Annotated in this window: 16 protein-coding genes; 7 read left to right on the top strand and 9 right to left on the bottom strand. The window is 60.5% G+C overall.

The genetic code is table 11. The annotated features are described in order from the left end of the window. Nucleotides 1–46 precede the first annotated feature (46 nt). The 5 genes from ACDZ94_RS17960 (at nucleotide 47) to ACDZ94_RS17940 (ending at nucleotide 6298) form a co-directional block, all read left to right on the top strand. Nucleotides 47–2344 (top strand): beta-galactosidase, encoded by a 2298-nt coding sequence (locus ACDZ94_RS17960; RefSeq protein ID WP_064451191.1) that lies wholly within the window; start codon nucleotides 47–49, stop codon nucleotides 2342–2344. Nucleotides 2345–2426: 82 nt separating this feature from the next. Continuing rightward, complete coding sequence (locus ACDZ94_RS17955) at nucleotides 2427–3572, top strand: serine hydrolase domain-containing protein (protein ID WP_432750549.1); 1146 nt, start codon at nucleotides 2427–2429, stop codon at nucleotides 3570–3572. Nucleotides 3573–3715: 143 nt separating this feature from the next. After that, nucleotides 3716–4894 (top strand): OmpA family protein, encoded by a 1179-nt coding sequence (locus tag ACDZ94_RS17950; RefSeq protein WP_064451193.1) that lies wholly within the window; start codon nucleotides 3716–3718, stop codon nucleotides 4892–4894. Between the two features lie 27 nt (nucleotides 4895–4921). Further along, nucleotides 4922–5569 (top strand): pyridoxamine 5'-phosphate oxidase, encoded by a 648-nt coding sequence (pdxH, locus tag ACDZ94_RS17945; RefSeq protein ID WP_432750548.1) that lies wholly within the window; start codon nucleotides 4922–4924, stop codon nucleotides 5567–5569. A gap of 264 nt (nucleotides 5570–5833) precedes the next feature. Beyond that, a complete protein-coding gene (locus ACDZ94_RS17940) occupies nucleotides 5834–6298 on the top strand; it encodes a glycine zipper 2TM domain-containing protein (RefSeq protein ID WP_010176704.1) in 465 nt (154 codons plus the stop codon). Nucleotides 6299–6402: 104 nt separating this feature from the next. Here the strand turns inward: ACDZ94_RS17940 and ACDZ94_RS17935 are convergent, their stop codons facing one another. From ACDZ94_RS17935 to nhaA, 3 genes are all read right to left on the bottom strand, one after another. Beyond that, on the bottom strand, nucleotides 6403–6822 hold the full coding sequence (locus ACDZ94_RS17935) for a DUF6124 family protein (protein WP_432751518.1): 420 nt from the start codon (nucleotides 6820–6822) through the stop codon (nucleotides 6403–6405). A 61-nt stretch (nucleotides 6823–6883) separates the two neighbouring features. Then, nucleotides 6884–8506, bottom strand: coding sequence for a methyl-accepting chemotaxis protein (locus ACDZ94_RS17930; protein ID WP_064451195.1), 1623 nt, complete (start codon nucleotides 8504–8506; stop codon nucleotides 6884–6886). Nucleotides 8507–8714: 208 nt separating this feature from the next. Further along, complete coding sequence (nhaA, locus tag ACDZ94_RS17925) at nucleotides 8715–9890, bottom strand: Na+/H+ antiporter NhaA (RefSeq protein WP_064451196.1); 1176 nt, start codon at nucleotides 9888–9890, stop codon at nucleotides 8715–8717. Nucleotides 9891–10106: 216 nt separating this feature from the next. Between nhaA and ACDZ94_RS17920 the strand changes: the two genes are divergently transcribed. Next, on the top strand, nucleotides 10107–11201 hold the full coding sequence (locus ACDZ94_RS17920) for a PLP-dependent cysteine synthase family protein (RefSeq protein ID WP_064451197.1): 1095 nt from the start codon (nucleotides 10107–10109) through the stop codon (nucleotides 11199–11201). 136 nt (nucleotides 11202–11337) lie between these two features. Here the strand turns inward: ACDZ94_RS17920 and ACDZ94_RS17915 are convergent, their stop codons facing one another. From ACDZ94_RS17915 to ACDZ94_RS17905, 3 genes are all read right to left on the bottom strand, one after another. Then, nucleotides 11338–12951 (bottom strand): NAD(P)/FAD-dependent oxidoreductase, encoded by a 1614-nt coding sequence (locus ACDZ94_RS17915; protein WP_407016530.1) that lies wholly within the window; start codon nucleotides 12949–12951, stop codon nucleotides 11338–11340. A gap of 106 nt (nucleotides 12952–13057) precedes the next feature. Continuing rightward, entirely contained in the window at nucleotides 13058–13729 is a 672-nt protein-coding gene (locus ACDZ94_RS17910; protein ID WP_064451199.1) for a COG3650 family protein, read from the bottom strand. A gap of 97 nt (nucleotides 13730–13826) precedes the next feature. Continuing rightward, complete coding sequence (locus ACDZ94_RS17905) at nucleotides 13827–14426, bottom strand: short chain dehydrogenase (RefSeq protein ID WP_064451200.1); 600 nt, start codon at nucleotides 14424–14426, stop codon at nucleotides 13827–13829. Nucleotides 14427–14529: 103 nt separating this feature from the next. On the opposite strand from ACDZ94_RS17905, the gene ACDZ94_RS17900 reads away from it, so the two are divergent. Beyond that, the gene (locus ACDZ94_RS17900; RefSeq protein ID WP_432750547.1) at nucleotides 14530–15438 is read left to right on the top strand and encodes a LysR family transcriptional regulator; all 909 of its coding nucleotides are present in this window, start codon (nucleotides 14530–14532) and stop codon (nucleotides 15436–15438) included. Here the strand turns inward: ACDZ94_RS17900 and ACDZ94_RS17895 are convergent. Genes ACDZ94_RS17895 through bufB form a run of 3 tightly spaced genes read right to left on the bottom strand, consistent with a single transcriptional unit; the run spans nucleotide 15435 to nucleotide 17571 of the window. Beyond that, nucleotides 15435–15920: a DoxX family protein gene (locus tag ACDZ94_RS17895; RefSeq protein ID WP_407016527.1), complete on the bottom strand. Its 486-nt coding sequence runs from the start codon at nucleotides 15918–15920 to the stop codon at nucleotides 15435–15437. The genes ACDZ94_RS17900 and ACDZ94_RS17895 overlap by 4 nt on opposite strands. Then, a complete protein-coding gene (locus ACDZ94_RS17890) occupies nucleotides 15917–16693 on the bottom strand; it encodes an HvfC/BufC N-terminal domain-containing protein (RefSeq protein ID WP_407016526.1) in 777 nt (258 codons plus the stop codon). Before ACDZ94_RS17890 ends, ACDZ94_RS17895 begins: the two co-directional genes overlap by 4 nt. Continuing rightward, the gene (gene bufB, locus ACDZ94_RS17885) at nucleotides 16690–17571 is read right to left on the bottom strand and encodes an MNIO family bufferin maturase (RefSeq protein WP_407016525.1); all 882 of its coding nucleotides are present in this window, start codon (nucleotides 17569–17571) and stop codon (nucleotides 16690–16692) included. Before bufB ends, ACDZ94_RS17890 begins: the two co-directional genes overlap by 4 nt. Nucleotides 17572–17588 lie beyond the last annotated feature (17 nt).

Raw genomic sequence — 17588 nt, 5'->3', positions numbered from 1 at the left:
TATGTCATCAGGCCAGTCACCGGCCGTTTGGGAGAACCTTGTTCGTATGATTCGCACGCTGCCCGCTCTGTTTGCCTTGTTGTTCACCGCGCCCTTGATGGCTGCGCCTGCCGGGCAACAAACGCTGTTCAACTTCGTCCGGCCTGCCGATGTGGTCAAGGTGGCGACCCAGGACGCCAGCTTGCCCCAATACAATGCCGAACAAACCGCCGAAGGCGAAGTGCTGCGCCGCATCACCTTCAACCCGGCGGCCGAACCGAGCCTGGTGCTTAGCCCGCAGACCGGCGTGTGGGACTGGTCGCAGTCCGGCGCCATGAGCCTGCGTATCCAGAGCGCCATGGACTGGGCGCTGACCCTGTACGTGAAAGTGCAGAGCACGGACGGCAAGACCCTGGTCAGCCGCATCGACCTGCCGGCCGGCCCGGTGCAGACCTTGTTGATCCCGCTGCAAGCCAACTCGCCGCTGAGCCAGGGCATGAAGGCCGGCCCGCCGATGCCAATCACCGTAGATGGCCAGCGCGTACTGCTGGCCGGCAGCGCCGGTGAGATTGACCGCAGCCAGGTGGCGTCGGTGACGTTGTCGATGATCAAGCCCAATGCTGCCCAAAGCATCCTGCTGGAACGCTTCGGCGTGCAGGACAGCGAGCCGGTGCTGAAGGCGGCCTACAGCGAATTGGTCGATGCCTATGGCCAGTCCACTCGCACGCGCTGGCCGGAAAAAGTCAGCAGTGACGAGCAACTCAAGGCCGCCGCCGCCAAAGAGCAACAACAGCTCAAGGGTTGGTTGGCCGAGCGCGATAAATCAGCGCTTGATCAATATGGTGGCTGGAACAAAGGCCCGGCGTTTGAAGCGAGCGGGTTTTTCCGCACCGAGAAGCGTGACGGTCGTTGGTACCTGGTGACGCCGCAAGGCCATCCGTTCTACTCCCTGGGCGTCAACACCGTGGCCCCGGACAACAACCAGACCTACGTGGCCGGGCGCGAGTGGATGTTTGCCGCGTTGCCCAAGGTCGGCGAGCCGTTCGACAAGTATTACGGAAGCGGCGATAACCGTGGCGGCAACGGCGCCGACCAGGGCCGTGGCTTCAATGTAGGGCGTTGGTACGATTTTTACGGCGCCAATTTGCAACGTGCCTACGGGACTGATGGGTTCGACCAGAAGCGCTGGGTCACCCACACCCTCGACCGTCTGCAAGCCTGGGGTTTCAACACCGTAGGCAACTGGAGCGACGAAGCGTTGGCCACCGCCGACCGCGTGCCGTACACCTTGCCGCTGTCGATTGTCGGTGACTACGCCAGCATCAGCACCGGCACCGACTGGTGGGGCGGCATGCCCGACCCGTTCGACCCGCGGTTTGCCATGGCCACCGAGCGCGCCGTGGCCATTGCGGCCCGCGATCACCGCGATGATCCCTGGCTGATCGGCTTTTTTGCCGACAACGAGCTGGCCTGGGCCGGTCCGGGTGATGATCCGAAATCCCGTTACGCCTTGGCCTACGGCACCCTGCGCATGACCACCGACGTACCGGCCAAGCGCGCGTTCCTCAAGCAACTGCGCGACAAGTACCGCAACGAAGATGGCCTGTCGAAAGCCTGGGGTATCCATTTGTCCGGCTGGGAGCTGATGGAAGACCCTGGGTTCGAGCCGCCGATGCCGAGTCCCGAGCATCCGGAAATCGAAGCTGACTTTAAATACTTCCAGAAGACCTTCGCCGATGCCTACTTCAAGACCATCTCCGACTCGCTGAAATGGCACGCGCCCAACCATTTGTTGCTGGGTGGCCGGTATGCCGTCAGCACGCCTGAATCCGTGGCGTCCTGCGCCCAGTATTGCGATGTATTGAGCTTCAACATGTACACCCTCAAGCCCCAGGACGGTTATGACTTCGCCGCCTTGCACGCGCTGGACAAACCGGTGCTGATCACCGAGTTCAACTTTGGCTCGGCAGACCGTGGCCCGTTCTGGGGCGGCGTCACTCAACTGGCCCGGGAAGAAGACCGCGGCGCGGCGTACAGTAACTTCCTCAAACAGGCCATGGCCGAGCCGTCGATTGTCGGTGTGCACTGGTTCCAGTATCTGGACCAGCCGGTGACCGGGCGTCTGCTCGACGGCGAGAACGGCCACTTCGGGCTGGTGGGCATCACCGATGTGCCGTTCCAGGGCTTTGTCGACAGCGTGCGTAAAAGCAACCTGGCAGCGGTGGATCAACTGGGCAAAGAGGCTGAAAAGGCCAAGGCGGCCAGCGCGGTGCGTGAGCATGAAGGCGGGAAGTCGGGGCATGAAGGCAAAGGCCCGGGGCAGGGCGCCGGGCATGCTGGCGGGCACGCTGGAAATGGCCATTGATTCATCGTTGACGGGTTCACAAAACCCCCAAGGACTGGAACAATGTCAGCCAATTCTTACGGTGTTTTCCAAGGCGGCTTAGGTGCAGATTCAGGGTCATTACGAGCTCCAGTTCGAAGCGGTACGTGAAGCGTTCGCCGCGTTGTTCGATGACCCGCAGGAGCGTGGTGCCGGGCTGTGTATCCAGATCGGCGGCGAAACCGTCGTCGACCTGTGGGCGGGTACCGCCGACAAGGATGGCGCTGAGGCCTGGCACAGCGACACCATCGTCAACCTGTTTTCCTGCACCAAGACCTTCACCGCCGTTACGGCCCTGCAATTGGTGGCCGAGGGCAAGTTGCAACTCGACGCCCCTGTCGCCAACTACTGGCCCGAGTTTGCGGCGGCCGGTAAAGAAACCATCACCTTGCGCCAGTTGCTCTGCCACCAGGCCGGGCTGCCGGCGATTCGCGAGATGCTGCCCACCGAAGCCCTGTATGACTGGCAATTGATGGTCGACACCCTCGCGGCCGAGGCCCCGTGGTGGACGCCGGGCCAAGGGCATGGCTACGAAGCCATCACTTACGGCTGGCTGGTCGGCGAATTGCTGCGCCGTGCCGATGGGCGCGGGCCGGGTGAGTCGATTGTGGCGCGGGTTGCGCGGCCCCTGGGCCTGGACTTCCATGTCGGGTTGGCGGACGAAGAGTTTTATCGTGTTGCACATATAGCGCGCAGCAAAGGCAATATGGGCGATGAAGCCGCGCAACGGTTACTTCAAGTAATGATGCGCGAACCGAACGCCATGACTACGCGTGCATTTGCCAATCCACCGTCTATTCTGACCAGCACTAATAAGCCCGAATGGCGGCGCATGCAGCAGCCAGCGGCAAATGGTCACGGTAATGCGCGCAGCCTGGCGGGTTTTTATAGCGGTTTGTTGGACGGTAGTTTGCTCGAAGCGGACATGCTCGAACAATTGACCCGCGAACACAGTATCGGGCCGGATAAAACCTTATTGACCCAAACCCGTTTCGGGTTGGGCTGCATGTTGGATCAGCCGCAATTGCCCAACGCCACGTTCGGCCTTGGCCCACTTGCGTTTGGGCACCCGGGCGCCGGTGGTTCGGTGGGGTTTGCCGACCCTGAACATGATGTAGCGTTTGGTTTCGTGACTAATACACTGGGGCCTTATGTACTTATGGACCCGCGTGCACAGAAGTTGGTCGGAATATTGGCCGGTTGTCTGTAAAGAGCTTGCTGTTTCACGTTTTTTTGTTACAAAGGCAAGTATAAGAAGGCGCTGAACGAAATTTTGTAACTTTAATGTTCTGTAAGCGTCTGTTTAACGGGTCACCCAGACCCCCTGGTTTTTTCTCATTTTGTGGATATCTCATGTTATCGAACAAGTCCTTGGCACTGGCGCTGTGCCTCACTATTACTGGCTGCGCACAAACTCCACAAAATGATGCCGAAGGTGGGCATTGGTGGTCATTTGGATCTGATAAGGCTGCTACCAAGGACGCAGTGACCCAAAACGACGCCAAACCGGATGCCAAACCTGCTGCGGGCGCCAAGCCTGTCGCGCCGGTTGCTGCCGCAGCTGCCGCTCCAGCGCCTGCCGCTGCCGCCGCACCTGCTCCGGTCGCCAAGGCTGACACCGGTTCCAGCTGGTGGCCATTCTTCTCAAAGAGCGCTGATGAAAAGGCCGCGGATGCCAAGGCCGACTTGAAAGCCGACCTCAAGGCTGCAACCCCGGCTTCTACCCCGGACGCTGCGCCGGCTGTCGCCAAGACCGACACCGAGACCAAATGGTGGTGGCCTTTCGAAAGCAAGCCGAAGCCACTGGCCAAGGTCGATGTGACCAACGTGCCGATGCCGGACCCGAAAATCACCCAAGCCTGGCTGGACGACTATGAGCCGCGCCTGCGCGCCGCCATCAAGGACAGCAACCTGCAACTGGAGCGTCGCGAGAACGTACTCGTGGTGATCGCGCCGGTTGATGGCTCCTACAACCCGAAACGTCCAGCCATGTTGCTGCCGGTTACCCTCGGCCCGTTCACTCGCGTTGCCAAGGCGGTTGAAGGCGATCCGAAGACCGCTGTGCTGGTGCTCGGCCACGTCGACACCAATGGTGCCGAACCGGTGAGCCAGGCGTTGACCCGCGAGCGCGCGCAGTCCATCGCTTCGATTTTCAGCCTCAGCGGTTTGAAACAGGATCGCCTGATGATGCGTGGCATGGGTGACCTTATGCCGCGTGCCGCCAACGACAGCAACCAGGGCCGTGCGCTGAATCGTCGCATGGAAATCCTGTTCACTCAGCGTACAACTATGTTGGCGTTGCTGAGCAAGTACAACTCGGGCAAACCACCGGTCGCTGACATGGTCGCTGTGCAAACTGCGCCAGCCCCTGCACCGGCTCCGGCTGCGAAAAAAGCGGCTCCGGCGAAAAAGGCCCCGGCCAAGAAAGCCGCCGCCAAGCCAGCTGCGAAAAAAGCCGCTGCCAAGCCTGCCGCGAAGAAAGCAGCACCGAAGGCTGACGCCCCGGCTGCAAATGACCAGGCGAAAAACTGATCCGTTGAAACAGAAGGATAAAGCCGCATGACCCAGGCACTGGCCGATATGCGCCGTGACTACACACGTGACGGTTTGAGCGAGGCCCAGGCACCGGGCGAGCCGTTTGCGTTGTTCCACCAATGGTTTGGCGAGGCGGTAAAAACCGAGCAGCCACCGGTGGAGGCCAATGCCATGACGTTGGCAACGGTTGATCAGGACGGTCGCCCGCACTGCCGCATCCTGTTGCTCAAGGGCCTGGACGCGCAGGGCTTTACCTTCTTCACCAACTATCAGAGCGCCAAGGGTGAACAACTCGCGGCGCGACCGTTTGCGGCCATGACTTTCTTCTGGCCCACTCTGGAGCGCCAGGTGCGCATCGAAGGGCGGGTGGTCAAGGTTACGCCTGAAGAGTCGGATGCTTATTATCAGGTTCGGCCTTTGGGCAGCCGTCTTGGCGCCTGGGCGTCGCCGCAAAGCAAAGTCATACGTGACCGTGAAGAGCTGCAGGACCTGCTCAAGGCGACCGAACAGCGTTTCAGCGATACCCAGCCCGACTGCCCCGAGCATTGGGGTGGCTACCGTTTGTTGCCCGAGCGCATCGAGTTCTGGCAAGGCCGCGCCAGCCGCCTGCATGACCGTCTGAACTATCGCCTGCAAGCTGGCGAATGGACGCGCGAGCGCCTGGCGCCCTGAGTTTCATCTTTCTTCATTCCCTCTGAATGCTGACCCTCACACCGAAGTCTCCACACAGGAGGCTTCGGCGTGTTCGCTTGCGCGACTACAATGAAGAACGCTTTCATGACGATCTTCGGAATAAGGCGAGCGCTACCGTTCGTCGATTTTTCTGGTACTGGCAGTCTGTACTAGGGCTGAATGAAAGCAATTTTCTGGCGTGCTTGCCGTGACAGGCGCCAAGCTGCGGCGTCTAATGAATACCTGTCCTTTGGAGTTGATGCTATGCGTAAGTCCGTTTTACTAGTTGCCTGCTTTACCACCCTGTCGTTGCTGTTGGGTGGCTGCGCCTCGAGTCTGACCGGCGACTCGTACTCCCGTGACGAAGCGCGTCGTGTACAGACCGTTCGCATGGGCACCATTGAATCCCTGCGTCCGGTGAAAATCGAAGGCACCAAAACCCCAATCGGCGGTGTTGCCGGTGCAGTGGTTGGCGGCGTTGGCGGCAGTGCTATTGGCGGTGGCCGTGGCAGTATCGTCACTGGCGTTATCGGTGCTGTTGCCGGTGGTCTGCTGGGTTCCGCCGCTGAAGAAGGCCTGACCCGTACCCAGGGCGTTGAAGTCACCGTTCGTGAAGACGATGGCAGCATGCGCGCCTACGTTCAGGCCGTTGATCCCAACGAAGTCTTCCGCATCGGCGACCGTGTGCGCATCATGACCGTTAACGGCACCAGCCGCGTTACTCGCTAAGCGCCGGCGGTAGAAACACAAAAAACCCCAACCGGGTGACCGGTTGGGGTTTTTGTTTTAGGGGGCAGGATGTCTACAAATTGAAGCTAGCGCTTTTAGCTTCATTAGACAGGGCACTGCTGCTCCATTGCTCGGTCGACTAAAAGCCCCGCCAGTTCCAGTAACTGCCCAATGGCTAACAATTGGCTGCGTGTTTTTCCGTCCACGGTGTCTGCCAAATCAGAGGTCAGCCCGCTGGCGCCTATCAGGGTTTCGTATGCATTTACCAACAAGGCCTCTGTGTTGGCGGCTGAGTTGATCGAAAACTGTGGCCCGTAACGATTTGACCAGGCGGTGTCGGGCTCGAAATGATTGGCTGGAGCCGCCCCTGATCGCCGCGACGCGATGGAAGGTGGCAGCTGTAAGCAGGTTCGCGGACCAAGAACTTGAAACTCGGCATACCCGAAGGTATCCCGCGCACAGCTGCCATAACACGAGGCGCCAGCCACAGGAGTCGCTGACGAAAAACGATGGCAATGATGCATCAAGTTAACAGGCCGCTTCGGCTAAAACCGAAGCGGCCTTTTGGTTTTTTACCCTGTCACTTCAAATCTGGAAGTGCTTCACCATCGTGTTCAATTCATGCGCCAGGCTGGCGAGGGATTGCGAGGCGGCGGTTGTTTGGGTCGAGCCTTCAGCGGACTGAATCGACAGTTGTTGAATATTCAGCAAATTGCGATCAACCGCCCGGGCAACGTCGGCTTGCTCAGCAGCCGCCGTGGTAATCACCAGGTTTCGGTCATTGATCTCATTGTTGGCGGCAAGAATATCCGCCAGCGCTTGCTGTGCCAGTTCGGCCAAGCCAAGGGTTTGCTGGGTCATGGTGCTACTGTCGAGCATGGTGTTGACGGTACTGGCCGTGTTGGTCTGGATACTGCCAATCATTTGTTCGATTTCCTGGGTCGATTGGGCAGTGCGGTGAGCCAGGGCGCGCACTTCGTCGGCGACCACGGCAAAACCACGGCCGGCCTCACCGGCACGCGCAGCTTCGATGGCCGCGTTCAGTGCCAGCAGGTTGGTTTGCTCGGCAATGGTGCGGATAACATCAAGCACTTTGCCGATACCCTTGGCCTGCTCAGCCAGACCGCCCACTTGCCCGGAGCTGACCTCCACGCCACGGGTCAAGGCCTGGATGGCGTTCAGCGCCTCGACCATGCGCTGCTGGCCTTTCAAGGCAATGCTTCGCGACTCCTGGGACAGGTCGGATGTCGAGGCCGCGTTCCTGGCGACCTCTTCAATGGCGGTGGTCATCTGGGTGACGGCAGTGGCCGCCTGTTCGATCTCGCCATGTTGCTGTTGCAAGTCCCGGCTGCCTTCGGCGGTGACGGCATTCAGTTCTTCGGCCGCTGCGGCCAATTGGCTGGATGAGCCGGTTATTTGTCGCAGGGTCTGCACCAGGTTGTTGCGCATGGTCTCTTGTGCCCGGAGCAGGCGGGTGGCTTCGTCGTTGCCCGTAGGGTTGATGGGCTGGGTGAGATCGCCCCTGGCGATGGTTTCGGCTACGTGTACCGCTTCAATGATGGGGCCGGTAATGCTTCGGGTCAGCAACCAGGCCACCAATACGGTGCCGCCACTCACCAGCAGAATCACGATTGAGATGCCATTCACGGCATGCTGGTAGGCCGCTACGGAGGTCTGGCCAGCTTGTTCTGCGCCTTTGTTGGCCAGGTCTATCAGTTGGTCGAAGTTCTTGGTCATCTGCTCATAACTTTCTCGAATACTGTTGAGAAAGTCGCGGGCGCCGGCCTTGTCGCCCGAGCGCGAGCGTTTGAGCATCTCGGCGTGATTCTTCGCGTACGCATCGAGGCTTTGGTTGAACACATCGAGGCGTGATTTTTCCTCAGAGGTGCGCAGCAGCGCTGCATATTGGGCAAGCTGCTCCTTGACGCTTTTCAGGCGGCCGGCGGATTTGTCTTCGTAGGTCTGCATGTCGGCATCGCTGGACGACAGGATGTGCGCCATCTCTCCCAGGCGATAACGGTCGAGCGAAGCATTGGCCAAGGCCAGGATCCTGACGCGCTGCATCCAGTTGTTCTGAATGTCGGCAGCCTGTGACTGGACTTCGCCAATCTGTTTGAGCGCAAACAGGCCGAGAAACACACTCAGTGATGCAATAGCGGCGAAGCCGATGAAGGCTCTGGCAGCGATTCTTATATTTCTCAGGAACATGGGAATGTCGCTCGGGCTGGAAACGCGTTGGAGGCAGTGTCGGGCGGGTGTCCCAGGCGCGGACGGTGAGATCGCCATACCCACTAGTCGGCGGCTAACCGAAAGTCTTTAGGCGTGGCAGCCGGATTACTGGCTAAACGTTGGCGGCGCAAAAAGAAAAACCCCAACCGGGTGACCGGCTGGGGTTTTTGGGTGTTTCAGGTTGGGGTCAGGCTTTCTTGCGACTCGCCATCGCCGTCACTGCATAGCCAATACACGCCGCCAGGATCGACCCGGTCAGAATCCCCATTCGATCCTCGCCGGCGAATTCGCTGGCGCCCGGCACAAAGGCCAGGGAGCCGACAAACAGGCTCATGGTGAAGCCGATACCGCACAGGATCGCCACGCCGAACACCTGGCCCCAGTTCGCGCCACTGGGCAGGGCGGCAAGGCCGGTCTTGATGGCCAGCCAGGTGAGGCCGAACACACCAACGGTCTTGCCGATCAACAGGCCGGCGGCGATGCCCAGGGGCACGTGATGGGTGAAGCTTTCCATGCTCACGCCGGTGAGGGATACGCCCGCATTGGCGAACGCGAACAATGGCAGGATGGCGTAGGCCACCCACGGGTGCAACGCGTGCTCCAGGGTCAGCAATGGCGAAGGTTCGGCGTTTTTGGTGCGCAGCGGAATGCAGAACGCCAAGGTCACACCGGCCAGGGTGGCGTGGACGCCGCTCTTGAGCACACAGACCCACAGGATCAGCCCTATGATCATATAGGGCCCGAGTTTGATCACGCCCAGGCGGTTCATCGCGATCAAGGCAACCAAGCAGGCGCCCGCACCTGCCAGGGCGGCGCCCGACAGGTCGGCTGAATAGAACACGGCGATGACGATGATTGCACCGAGATCGTCGATGATGGCCAGCGTCATCAGGAACAGTTTCAGCGACACCGGCACGCGCTTGCCCAGCAGCGCCAGGACGCCGAGTGCAAAAGCGATGTCGGTGGCCATGGGGATCGCCCAGCCTGCGAGCGCGGCAGGGTAATCCTTGTTGATCGCCCAGTAGATCAGCGCGGGCACCACCATCCCGCCAATGGCCGCCGCACCGGGCAAGACCACTTGCGACGGCTTGGACAGGTGGCCGTCGAGCAGCTCGCGCTTCACCTCCAGGCCGATCAACAGGAAGAACAGGGCCATCAGGCCATCGTTGATCCATAGCAAGGCGGGCTTGGCGATTTTGAGTGCGCCAATCTGCGCCACTACCGGGGTGTCGAGGAAGGCGCCGTAGAGGTGCGACAACGGTGAGTTATTAATGATCAGCGCCAAGGCGGCAGCGGCGATCAACAACAGACCGCTGGCGGCTTCCAGCTGGAAGAAACGGGTGAAAGTGCTACGCAGAGGCAAGGGATGCTCTCCAATCCAGGTTCAATAGGTGGGTACCCTAACCCGTACCGTTAGTTGTTAAAACAAAAGTTATATTCTTATTTGTTATAAGCAACGGTCAGGATCGGTGATGCGCCGAAGCCTAGCAATTGTGTGTCTAATTGAGACGTCACTGTATCTGTGTGCAGTGTAGGAAACCCCCTAAAATTGGGGCTGAAATCTTTAGAGACGCACCCTATGAGCGACCACCGTAACTGGGCCCGTGAAGCCATTCGCATCATTGAGGCGGACTTTCAGCGCAGCGCCGACACACACCTGATCCCTTTGCCATTGCCGGGGTTGCCGGGTATCGAGTTGTACTTCAAGGATGAGTCCAGCCACCCCACCGGCAGCCTCAAGCATCGGCTGGCGCGTTCGCTGTTCCTGTATGCCTTGTGTAACGGCTGGCTCAAACCGGGGGCGCCGGTGATCGAGGCGTCCAGCGGTTCGACGGCGATCTCCGAAGCGTACTTTGCACGCTTGCTCGGCCTGCCGTTTATTGCGGTGATGCCGGCCACTACGTCGAAGGAGAAGATTGCGCAGATCGCCTTCTACGGTGGCAAGAGCCATCTGGTGAATGATCCGACGCAGATATACGCCGAGTCCGAACGGTTGGCGAAGGAAAGTGGCGGTCACTTCATGGACCAATTCACCTACGCCGAGCGGGCCACGGACTGGCGGGCGAACAACAACATCGCCGAGTCGATCTTCCAGCAGATGCGCTTTGAGCATTACCCCGAACCGAGTTGGTTGATTTCCAGCCCCGGCACCGGCGGCACGACCGCCACCCTGGGACGCTATGTGCGTTATCGCCAGCATTGCACCCGCGTCTTGTGTGCCGATGCCGAGCGCTCGGTGTTCTTTGATTACTACCAGACAGGCGACGCCAGCCTGCGCCTGGATTGCGGTTCGCGCATCGAAGGGATCGGCCGGCCACGGGTTGAGGCGTCGTTTCTGCCCAGGGTGATTGATGCGATGGTCAAGGTGCCGGACGCGCTGTCACTGGCCGCCATGCATTACCTGGCCGAACGGCTGGGGCGGCGGGTTGGCGGGTCCAGCGGGACTAACCTGATCGGCGCCTTGATGGCCGCGCAGCAGATGAAAGCGGCGGGGGAGTCGGGGTCGATCGTGGCGATTTTGTGTGATGGGGGTGAGCGCTATGCCACCACTTACTATGATCAGGCGTGGCTGGCGGGGCAGGGCTATGCACTTGACGGTTTGATCGCGGCCGTTGCGGCGAGTGTCGAACGGGGCGAACCGCTGCCGGAGAGCGTCCTGCGCGCAAACATCTGATACGACGCAAAACCCAATGTGGGAGCGGGCTTGCCTGCGATCGCAGAGTCTCAGTCGCCGAATTTATCGACTGAACCACCGTCATCGCAGGCAAGCCAGCTCCCACATTGGAACTGCAGTCTGTTCAGATTCTGCGTCAGGCCTCTATACCGAGCATATCCCGCGCCAATGCCTCGGCAATCCGAATTCCGTCAACACCCGCCGACAGAATCCCACCGGCGTAACCAGCGCCTTCACCCGCCGGGAACAGGCCTTTCACGTTCAAGCTTTGCATGGACTCGTCGCGAGTAATCCGCAGCGGTGACGAGGTGCGCGTCTCGATACCGGTCAACACGGCGTCGTGCAGCGAGTAGCCTTTGATCTGTTTCTCGAACGCCGGCAATGCTTCACGAATCGCTTCAATGGCGAAGTCCGGCAATGCCAGGGCCAGGTCACCGAGTGCCACACCCGGTTTGTAGGACGGCTCCACGCTGCCGATGGCGGTGGACGGCTTGCCGGCGATGAAATCACCCACCAGTTGCGCCGGTGCCTCGTAGTTGCTGCCACCGAGGATGTAGGCGTGGGACTCCAGGCGCTCCTGCAACTCGATGCCGGCCAGCGGGCCACCTGGGTAGTCCACTTCCGGTGTGATGCCGACCACGATGCCGGAGTTGGCATTGCGTTCGTTACGCGAATACTGGCTCATGCCGTTGGTGACGACACGATTGGGCTCGGAAGTGGCCGCCACCACCGTACCGCCCGGGCACATGCAGAAGCTGTAGACCGAGCGGCCGTTCTTGGCGTGGTGCACCAGCTTGTAGTCGGCAGCGCCGAGCTTTGGGTGCCCGGCGTATTTGCCCAGGCGCGCCGCGTCGATCAGCGACTGCGGGTGTTCAATACGGAAACCCACGGAAAACGGCTTGGCCTCCATGTACACGCCACGGCCGTGGAGCATGCGGAACGTGTCGCGGGCGCTGTGGCCGAGGGCGAGGATCACGTGCTTGGAGAGGATCTGCTCACCGCCATTCACCACAACGCCGTTCAACTGGCCATCTTCGATCAGCACGTCGGTGACCCGCTGTTCGAAACGCACTTCACCGCCCAGGGCGATGATCTGCTCGCGCATGTTTTCCACCACGCCGGTCAGGCGGAATGTACCGATGTGCGGCTTGCTGACGTAGAGGATTTCTTCCGGCGCACCGGCTTTGACGAACTCGTGCAGCACTTTGCGACCGTGGAATTTCGGGTCCTTGATCTGGCTGTAGAGCTTGCCGTCGGAAAAGGTCCCGGCGCCGCCTTCGCCGAACTGCACGTTGGACTCCGGGTTGAGCACGTTTTTGCGCCACAGGCCCCAGGTGTCCTTGGTGCGCTGGCGCACTTCCTTGCCGCGTTCGAGGATGATCGGCTTGAAGCCCATCTGCGCTAGCAGCAGCCCGGCGAAGATCCCGCACGGACCAAAACCCACGACGATCGGCCGTTCAACCAGGCCTTGCGGCGCCTGGCCCACCACCTTGTAGCTGACATCCGGTGCCGGGTTGACGTTGCGATCATCGGCGAACTTGAGCAGCAGTGCGGCTTCGCCCTTCACGTTCAGGTCGATGGTGTAGATGAAGCACAGCTCCGACGATTTTTTACGGGCGTCGTAGCTGCGTTTGAACAGGGTGAAATCGAGCAGGTCATCACTGGCGATGCCCAGGCGCTGCACGATGGCAGGCCGCAGGTCTTCTTCGGGATGGTCGATGGGCAGCTTGAGTTCGGTGATTCGTAACATGACGGGATCCGGTAGGCGGCGGGAAAAGAGGCCGGCTGTTTTGCAAACCGGCGATTATAAGCCCCAATGGCGGTATTTCGTCATGTTAAAACAGCGCTGGGCTGATTCAGTCGTCCCGAGAGCCGCCGAACGATGCGCAACCCCGTTGTACCTGGCCGTTGACTCGCAACTCGGCGGTCATGTGTTGCAAGCTGCCGCTGACGCTGTCGATGCAGCGTTGCGGCGCCACCCACAGTTCGATGTGTTGGTTGTTGGCTTCCGTCATCAGGTTAAAGCGGCCGTCGCCCATTTGCTCTTCTACATAGGGCACCGCCAGTGGTGGCTGGCCTTCACGCTCGAGCACCATGCCCTTGGCGGTGACGTTCATCGCCCAGGCGGGTTTGTGACCGTTGGCACGCAGGGTCATGCGCTTGAAGTCCGGGTCATTGCAGGCCGAGGTCGAGCGCTCTACTCGATACAGCTGCTGAAGGTCTACCGAACCCTGTGTGCCGCTGGCGACACCGGAGAACTTGCCGCGCAAGTCGGCAAACAGCACACCCTGTTGGCCGGCCAGGGAGGCGGCCTCCTGCAGGATGCTGGTGCCGCCGGTGTCGTTGACCACGTAGTTGCGTTTGTCGCCGCAAGGCTGGAACAACAGTTTGCCGGCCACCGCCGTCAATTCACCCTGCATGCGGGTCAGCCCCGCAGTCGACGGTTTGGCCGGCTCGCTCTCGAACATCTGGCAAGCGGTGAACAGGGGCAGCAGGGCAAACAGAGCAAGGGTACGGGCGGCGCGCATTTATCGGGTCTCCAAACAATTGCCGCCACGTTACGCAGGCTGACGCCGCACCACAAGCCCGTCGGCCGGCTTCAGGAATTTCTGACAGACACAAAGTTCAGCCGACGATAAAGGTCTGGCCGGTTTGCAAGCCCTCGACACTTTTCGCGTAGGCCAACGCCACATCAGCACCGGGTGCAGGTTTGTAGCCACGGAAGTAGGGCGCGTAGCTGCCCATGGCTTCCAGCAGGACGGTCGGGCTCACGGAGTTGACGCGCAAGCCCCGTGGCAGCTCGATCGCGGCGGCTTTGACGAATGCATCCAGTGCGCCGTTGACCAGTGCGGCAGATGCACCGGTGCGGATCGGGTCACGGTTGAGAATGCCGCTGGTGAAGGTGAACGAGGCGCCGTCGTTGGCGTATTCGCGGCCGATCAACAGCAGGTTGACCTGGCCCATCAGCTTGTCGCGCAGGCCCAGTTCAAAATCGGTTTCGCTCATGTCACCCAACGGCACGAAATTCACACTGCCGGCCGCGCAGACCAGGGCATCGAACTTGCCGGTCTGTTCGAATAGCTTGCGGATTGAAGCGCTGTCGCTGATGTCCACCTGGAAGTCGCCATGGGTGCGACCGATGCTGATCACGTCGTGACGCTGGGCGAGTTCTGCCTTGACGGCCGAGCCGACCGTGCCGCTGGCACCAATCAATAGGATTTTCATCGTGCTGTTCCTCCAGGGGTAAGTGAGGTTTCAGTCTAGTGTGGCTTTTCGGGTGGATAAACGTGCTAATAGGCAACCTTTGGTTTTCAAATGGAAACAATCCATGAGCGATATGGATGACCTGGCGGCGTTTGCCGTGCTGATCGAAGCCGGCAGTTTCACCGTGGCGGCCGAGCAGTTGGGGTGCAGCAAGGGCCAGTTGTCCAAGCGCATCAGCCAACTGGAAGCGCGGTTTTGCGTGGTGTTGCTGCACCGCACCACTCGCAAGCTCAGCCTGACGGCAGCCGGTGCGGCGTTGTTGCCCCAGGCCCAGGCGCTGGTGGTACAAGTGGAGCGCGCCCGACAGGCATTGGCACGGCTCAAGGACGATCTGGCCGGGCCGGTGCGTATGACGGTTCCGGTGTCGTTGGGGGAAACCTTCTTCGATGGTTTGCTGCTGGAGTTTTCCAAGCAGTACCCGCAGGTGCAGATCGAACTGGAATTGAGCAACAGCTACCGGGATCTGGCGCGGGATGGCTTTGATTTGGGCGTGCGCATGGGGGCCATCGAAAACGACCGCCTGGTGGCCAAGCCATTGCTGGCCTGGCATGAGATGACGTGCGCCAGCCCGGCTTATCTGGAACAGCACGGCGAGCCGCTGACCCCGGCGGACCTGGCAGCCCATACCTGCCTGCTGAACAGTCACTACAGCGGGCGTGAAGAATGGCTGTACCACCAGCAACACGACCTGCTGCGTGTGCGGGTCAGCGGCACATTTGCTTCCAACCACTACAACCTGTTGAAAAAAGCCGCACTGGTGGGCGCCGGCATCGCCCGCCTGCCGTCCTACGTTTTACCTGCGGAACTGGCTGACGGCCGATTGCGCTGGCTCCTGCGCGATTATCAGACGCGCAGCATGCCGATGTATCTGGTTCACCCGTATCAGGGTGGCTTGCCGCGCCGCACTCAGGTGCTCGCCGATTACCTGGTGGATTGGTTCAAACGCAGCGGTGAAGCGTTGGACCGGCTTTAATGGTAGCGACGTGCTATCAGGTGATCGATCGACAGGCGCCCCGGGCCTTTGGCGACCAGCAGTAGCAGCAAGGCGATCCAGGTGCCGTGGGTCGGGTAGGCGTCCGGGTAGACAAAGAGTTGAATGGTCAGGGTCATGCCGATCAGGGCCAGGGCCGAGAAGCGTGTGGCAAACCCCACCAGAATCAACACCGGAAAAAAGTGCTCGGCAAAGGCGGCCATGTGCGCGGCCACTTCCGGCGACAGCAGAGGCACGTGATATTCACTGCGAAACAGCGGCAGGGTGGAGGCGGCGAGTCGTGGTTCGCCCAGTTGGAAGGTGCCGCTGATCAGGTCGATGGCAAAGCCTTCGACTTTGGTCTGCCCGGACTTCCAGAAAACTGCTGCAATCGAAAACCGCGCGAGAAAGGCGATCAGGCTGTAGGGGATTTTCTCGAAAAGCGCGATGACCCGTTTTACCAGGCACGAAGGGGATGTGTTCATGGCGATACCTTTTGTTCTGTGTGCAAATGAGTGATGGCGTCGTAGCTGATCAGCAGGGTCAGGCACTGGTTCAGGTCGAATTCGCTGGAGGCTTCCAGGGCCTGGGTCACAGCCATTTCCAGGCCAGCGCCGTGGTTGAGGCTGTTGATGAACGCGACCGAACCCGCGTCTATGGCGAATACCTTGACGGCCAGCCCCTGGCGTAACACCAAGGCACTTTGGGCGTGCCAGGCATTCAAGCTGGCAATGGCACCCTCGGTCTGGTGCGCGGCCCAGATGGCGACAATCGCGTAGGCGGAGTTCAAGGTGGCGAGGGAGGGGTGCAGTTGCAGGCGTAGTTCGCCCACATGGGTTTGGGCTTGCAGTGCCTGCAACAAGGTCTGTTGTTGCAGTGGCTCAATGTCCGCCGCGTGGTAAGCGCACACCCGCAAGCGTTCCAGGCGCGCGACATCGGCCAGGTAGGGCACGCTGGCAGCCGGCTCGAAGCCCTGGATAAAGTCGGCAAAGCTGCTGCCGTATTCACTGATCAGTGGGCTGTTGGGCGGGCAGGCCTGCACATAAAGGGTGGCCATGGCGCGAAAGAATGCCTCGCCGACCAATTGCAACGTGACCGGATAGGCCGTCACCAGCGCATTGATTAACGCGCTGTGGACATTGTTGCGATACACCGCAAAGCGGCTGGCCGGATCGGCGCCATTGCTGCTGAACAGGCCATCGGGGCAGATCGGGTCGGGTGCGAGCAGGGCACTGGCAAATGCTGCTTGATGGCTCATGGGTTGTTCACCTGCGACAGATGCCAGTCGGCGTGTTGGGCTTCAGCGTGCAGTACGCTGAAGGCCGGCACTTGGTTATCGCGCTCAATCAGCGTGGCCACCGGGCCGGTACGCGCGAGTACCTGTTCGTATAACTGCCACACGGCGTTATCGATGGGTGCGCCATGGTCATCGATCAGCAGGCGATCGCCCAGGCTGTCTGTGTCTTCGGCAAACCCGGCCAGATGAATCTCTCCCACGGCGCGCAAAGGCAGTGCGTCAATGTAGGAAAGTGGATCTCGCTGGTGATTGATGCACGACACATAGACGTTGTTGACGTCCAGCAGCAGGCCGCAACCGGTGCGGCGGATGATCTCGCTGATGAAGTCTGTCTCGTCCAGGGTCGAGCGTTGGAATTGCAGATAGGTCGACGGATTCTCCAGCAGCATCGGCTGCTTGAGGGTGCTTTGCACCTGATCGATGTGTTCGCACACCCGTTTCAGGGTGGCGGCATCGTAAGCCAGGGGCAGCAAGTCGTTGAGAAACACCGGGCCATGGCTGGACCAGGCCAGGTGTTCGGAAAAAGAGTGGGGTTGATAGCGTTCGATCAGCGTGGCCAACCGTGCCAGGTGCTCACGGTTCAACGGGCCTTCGCCGCCGATGGACAGGCCCACGCCGTGCAACGACAGTGGGTACTGCTCGCGGATCAAACCCAGGTAGTGATGGAACGGGCCGCCGGCCACCATGTAGTTTTCGGCGTGCACTTCAAAAAAGCCGATGTCGGGTGAGGTCTCGAGCACTTCGATGAAGTGCTCGTTCTTCAACCCCAGCCCGGCCCTGTAAGGGAGGCCGGGCGCCTGAGCAGGTGAGACCGTGTGTTGGGGGGAAAGCGTCATCATCATTACTCAGGCTGAGG

The organism is Pseudomonas sp. UBT (assembly GCF_050915955.1).
GTDB lineage: Bacteria > Pseudomonadota > Gammaproteobacteria > Pseudomonadales > Pseudomonadaceae > Aquipseudomonas > Aquipseudomonas antarctica_A.
Note: the sequence above shows the minus strand (reverse complement) of the source record. Positions and strands in the feature narration are given on the sequence as shown.

Bases quoted from the DNA above. Each gene is read 5' to 3' on its own strand.
- ACDZ94_RS17960 (WP_064451191.1), top strand. From the start codon at position 47: ATGATTCGCACGCTGCCCGCTCTGTTTGCCTTGTTGTTCACCGCGCCC.
- ACDZ94_RS17950 (WP_064451193.1), top strand. From the start codon at position 3,716: ATGTTATCGAACAAGTCCTTGGCACTGGCGCTGTGCCTCACTATTACT.
- pdxH (WP_432750548.1), top strand. From the start codon at position 4,922: ATGACCCAGGCACTGGCCGATATGCGCCGTGACTACACACGTGACGGT.
- ACDZ94_RS17940 (WP_010176704.1), top strand. From the start codon at position 5,834: ATGCGTAAGTCCGTTTTACTAGTTGCCTGCTTTACCACCCTGTCGTTG.
- ACDZ94_RS17935 (WP_432751518.1), bottom strand. From the start codon at position 6,822: ATGCATCATTGCCATCGTTTTTCGTCAGCGACTCCTGTGGCTGGCGCC.
- ACDZ94_RS17930 (WP_064451195.1), bottom strand. From the start codon at position 8,506: ATGTTCCTGAGAAATATAAGAATCGCTGCCAGAGCCTTCATCGGCTTC.
- ACDZ94_RS17920 (WP_064451197.1), top strand. From the start codon at position 10,107: ATGAGCGACCACCGTAACTGGGCCCGTGAAGCCATTCGCATCATTGAG.
- ACDZ94_RS17915 (WP_407016530.1), bottom strand. From the start codon at position 12,951: ATGTTACGAATCACCGAACTCAAGCTGCCCATCGACCATCCCGAAGAA.
- ACDZ94_RS17910 (WP_064451199.1), bottom strand. From the start codon at position 13,729: ATGCGCGCCGCCCGTACCCTTGCTCTGTTTGCCCTGCTGCCCCTGTTC.
- ACDZ94_RS17905 (WP_064451200.1), bottom strand. From the start codon at position 14,426: ATGAAAATCCTATTGATTGGTGCCAGCGGCACGGTCGGCTCGGCCGTC.
- ACDZ94_RS17900 (WP_432750547.1), top strand. From the start codon at position 14,530: ATGAGCGATATGGATGACCTGGCGGCGTTTGCCGTGCTGATCGAAGCC.
- ACDZ94_RS17895 (WP_407016527.1), bottom strand. From the start codon at position 15,920: ATGAACACATCCCCTTCGTGCCTGGTAAAACGGGTCATCGCGCTTTTC.
- ACDZ94_RS17890 (WP_407016526.1), bottom strand. From the start codon at position 16,693: ATGAGCCATCAAGCAGCATTTGCCAGTGCCCTGCTCGCACCCGACCCG.
- bufB (WP_407016525.1), bottom strand. From the start codon at position 17,571: ATGATGACGCTTTCCCCCCAACACACGGTCTCACCTGCTCAGGCGCCC.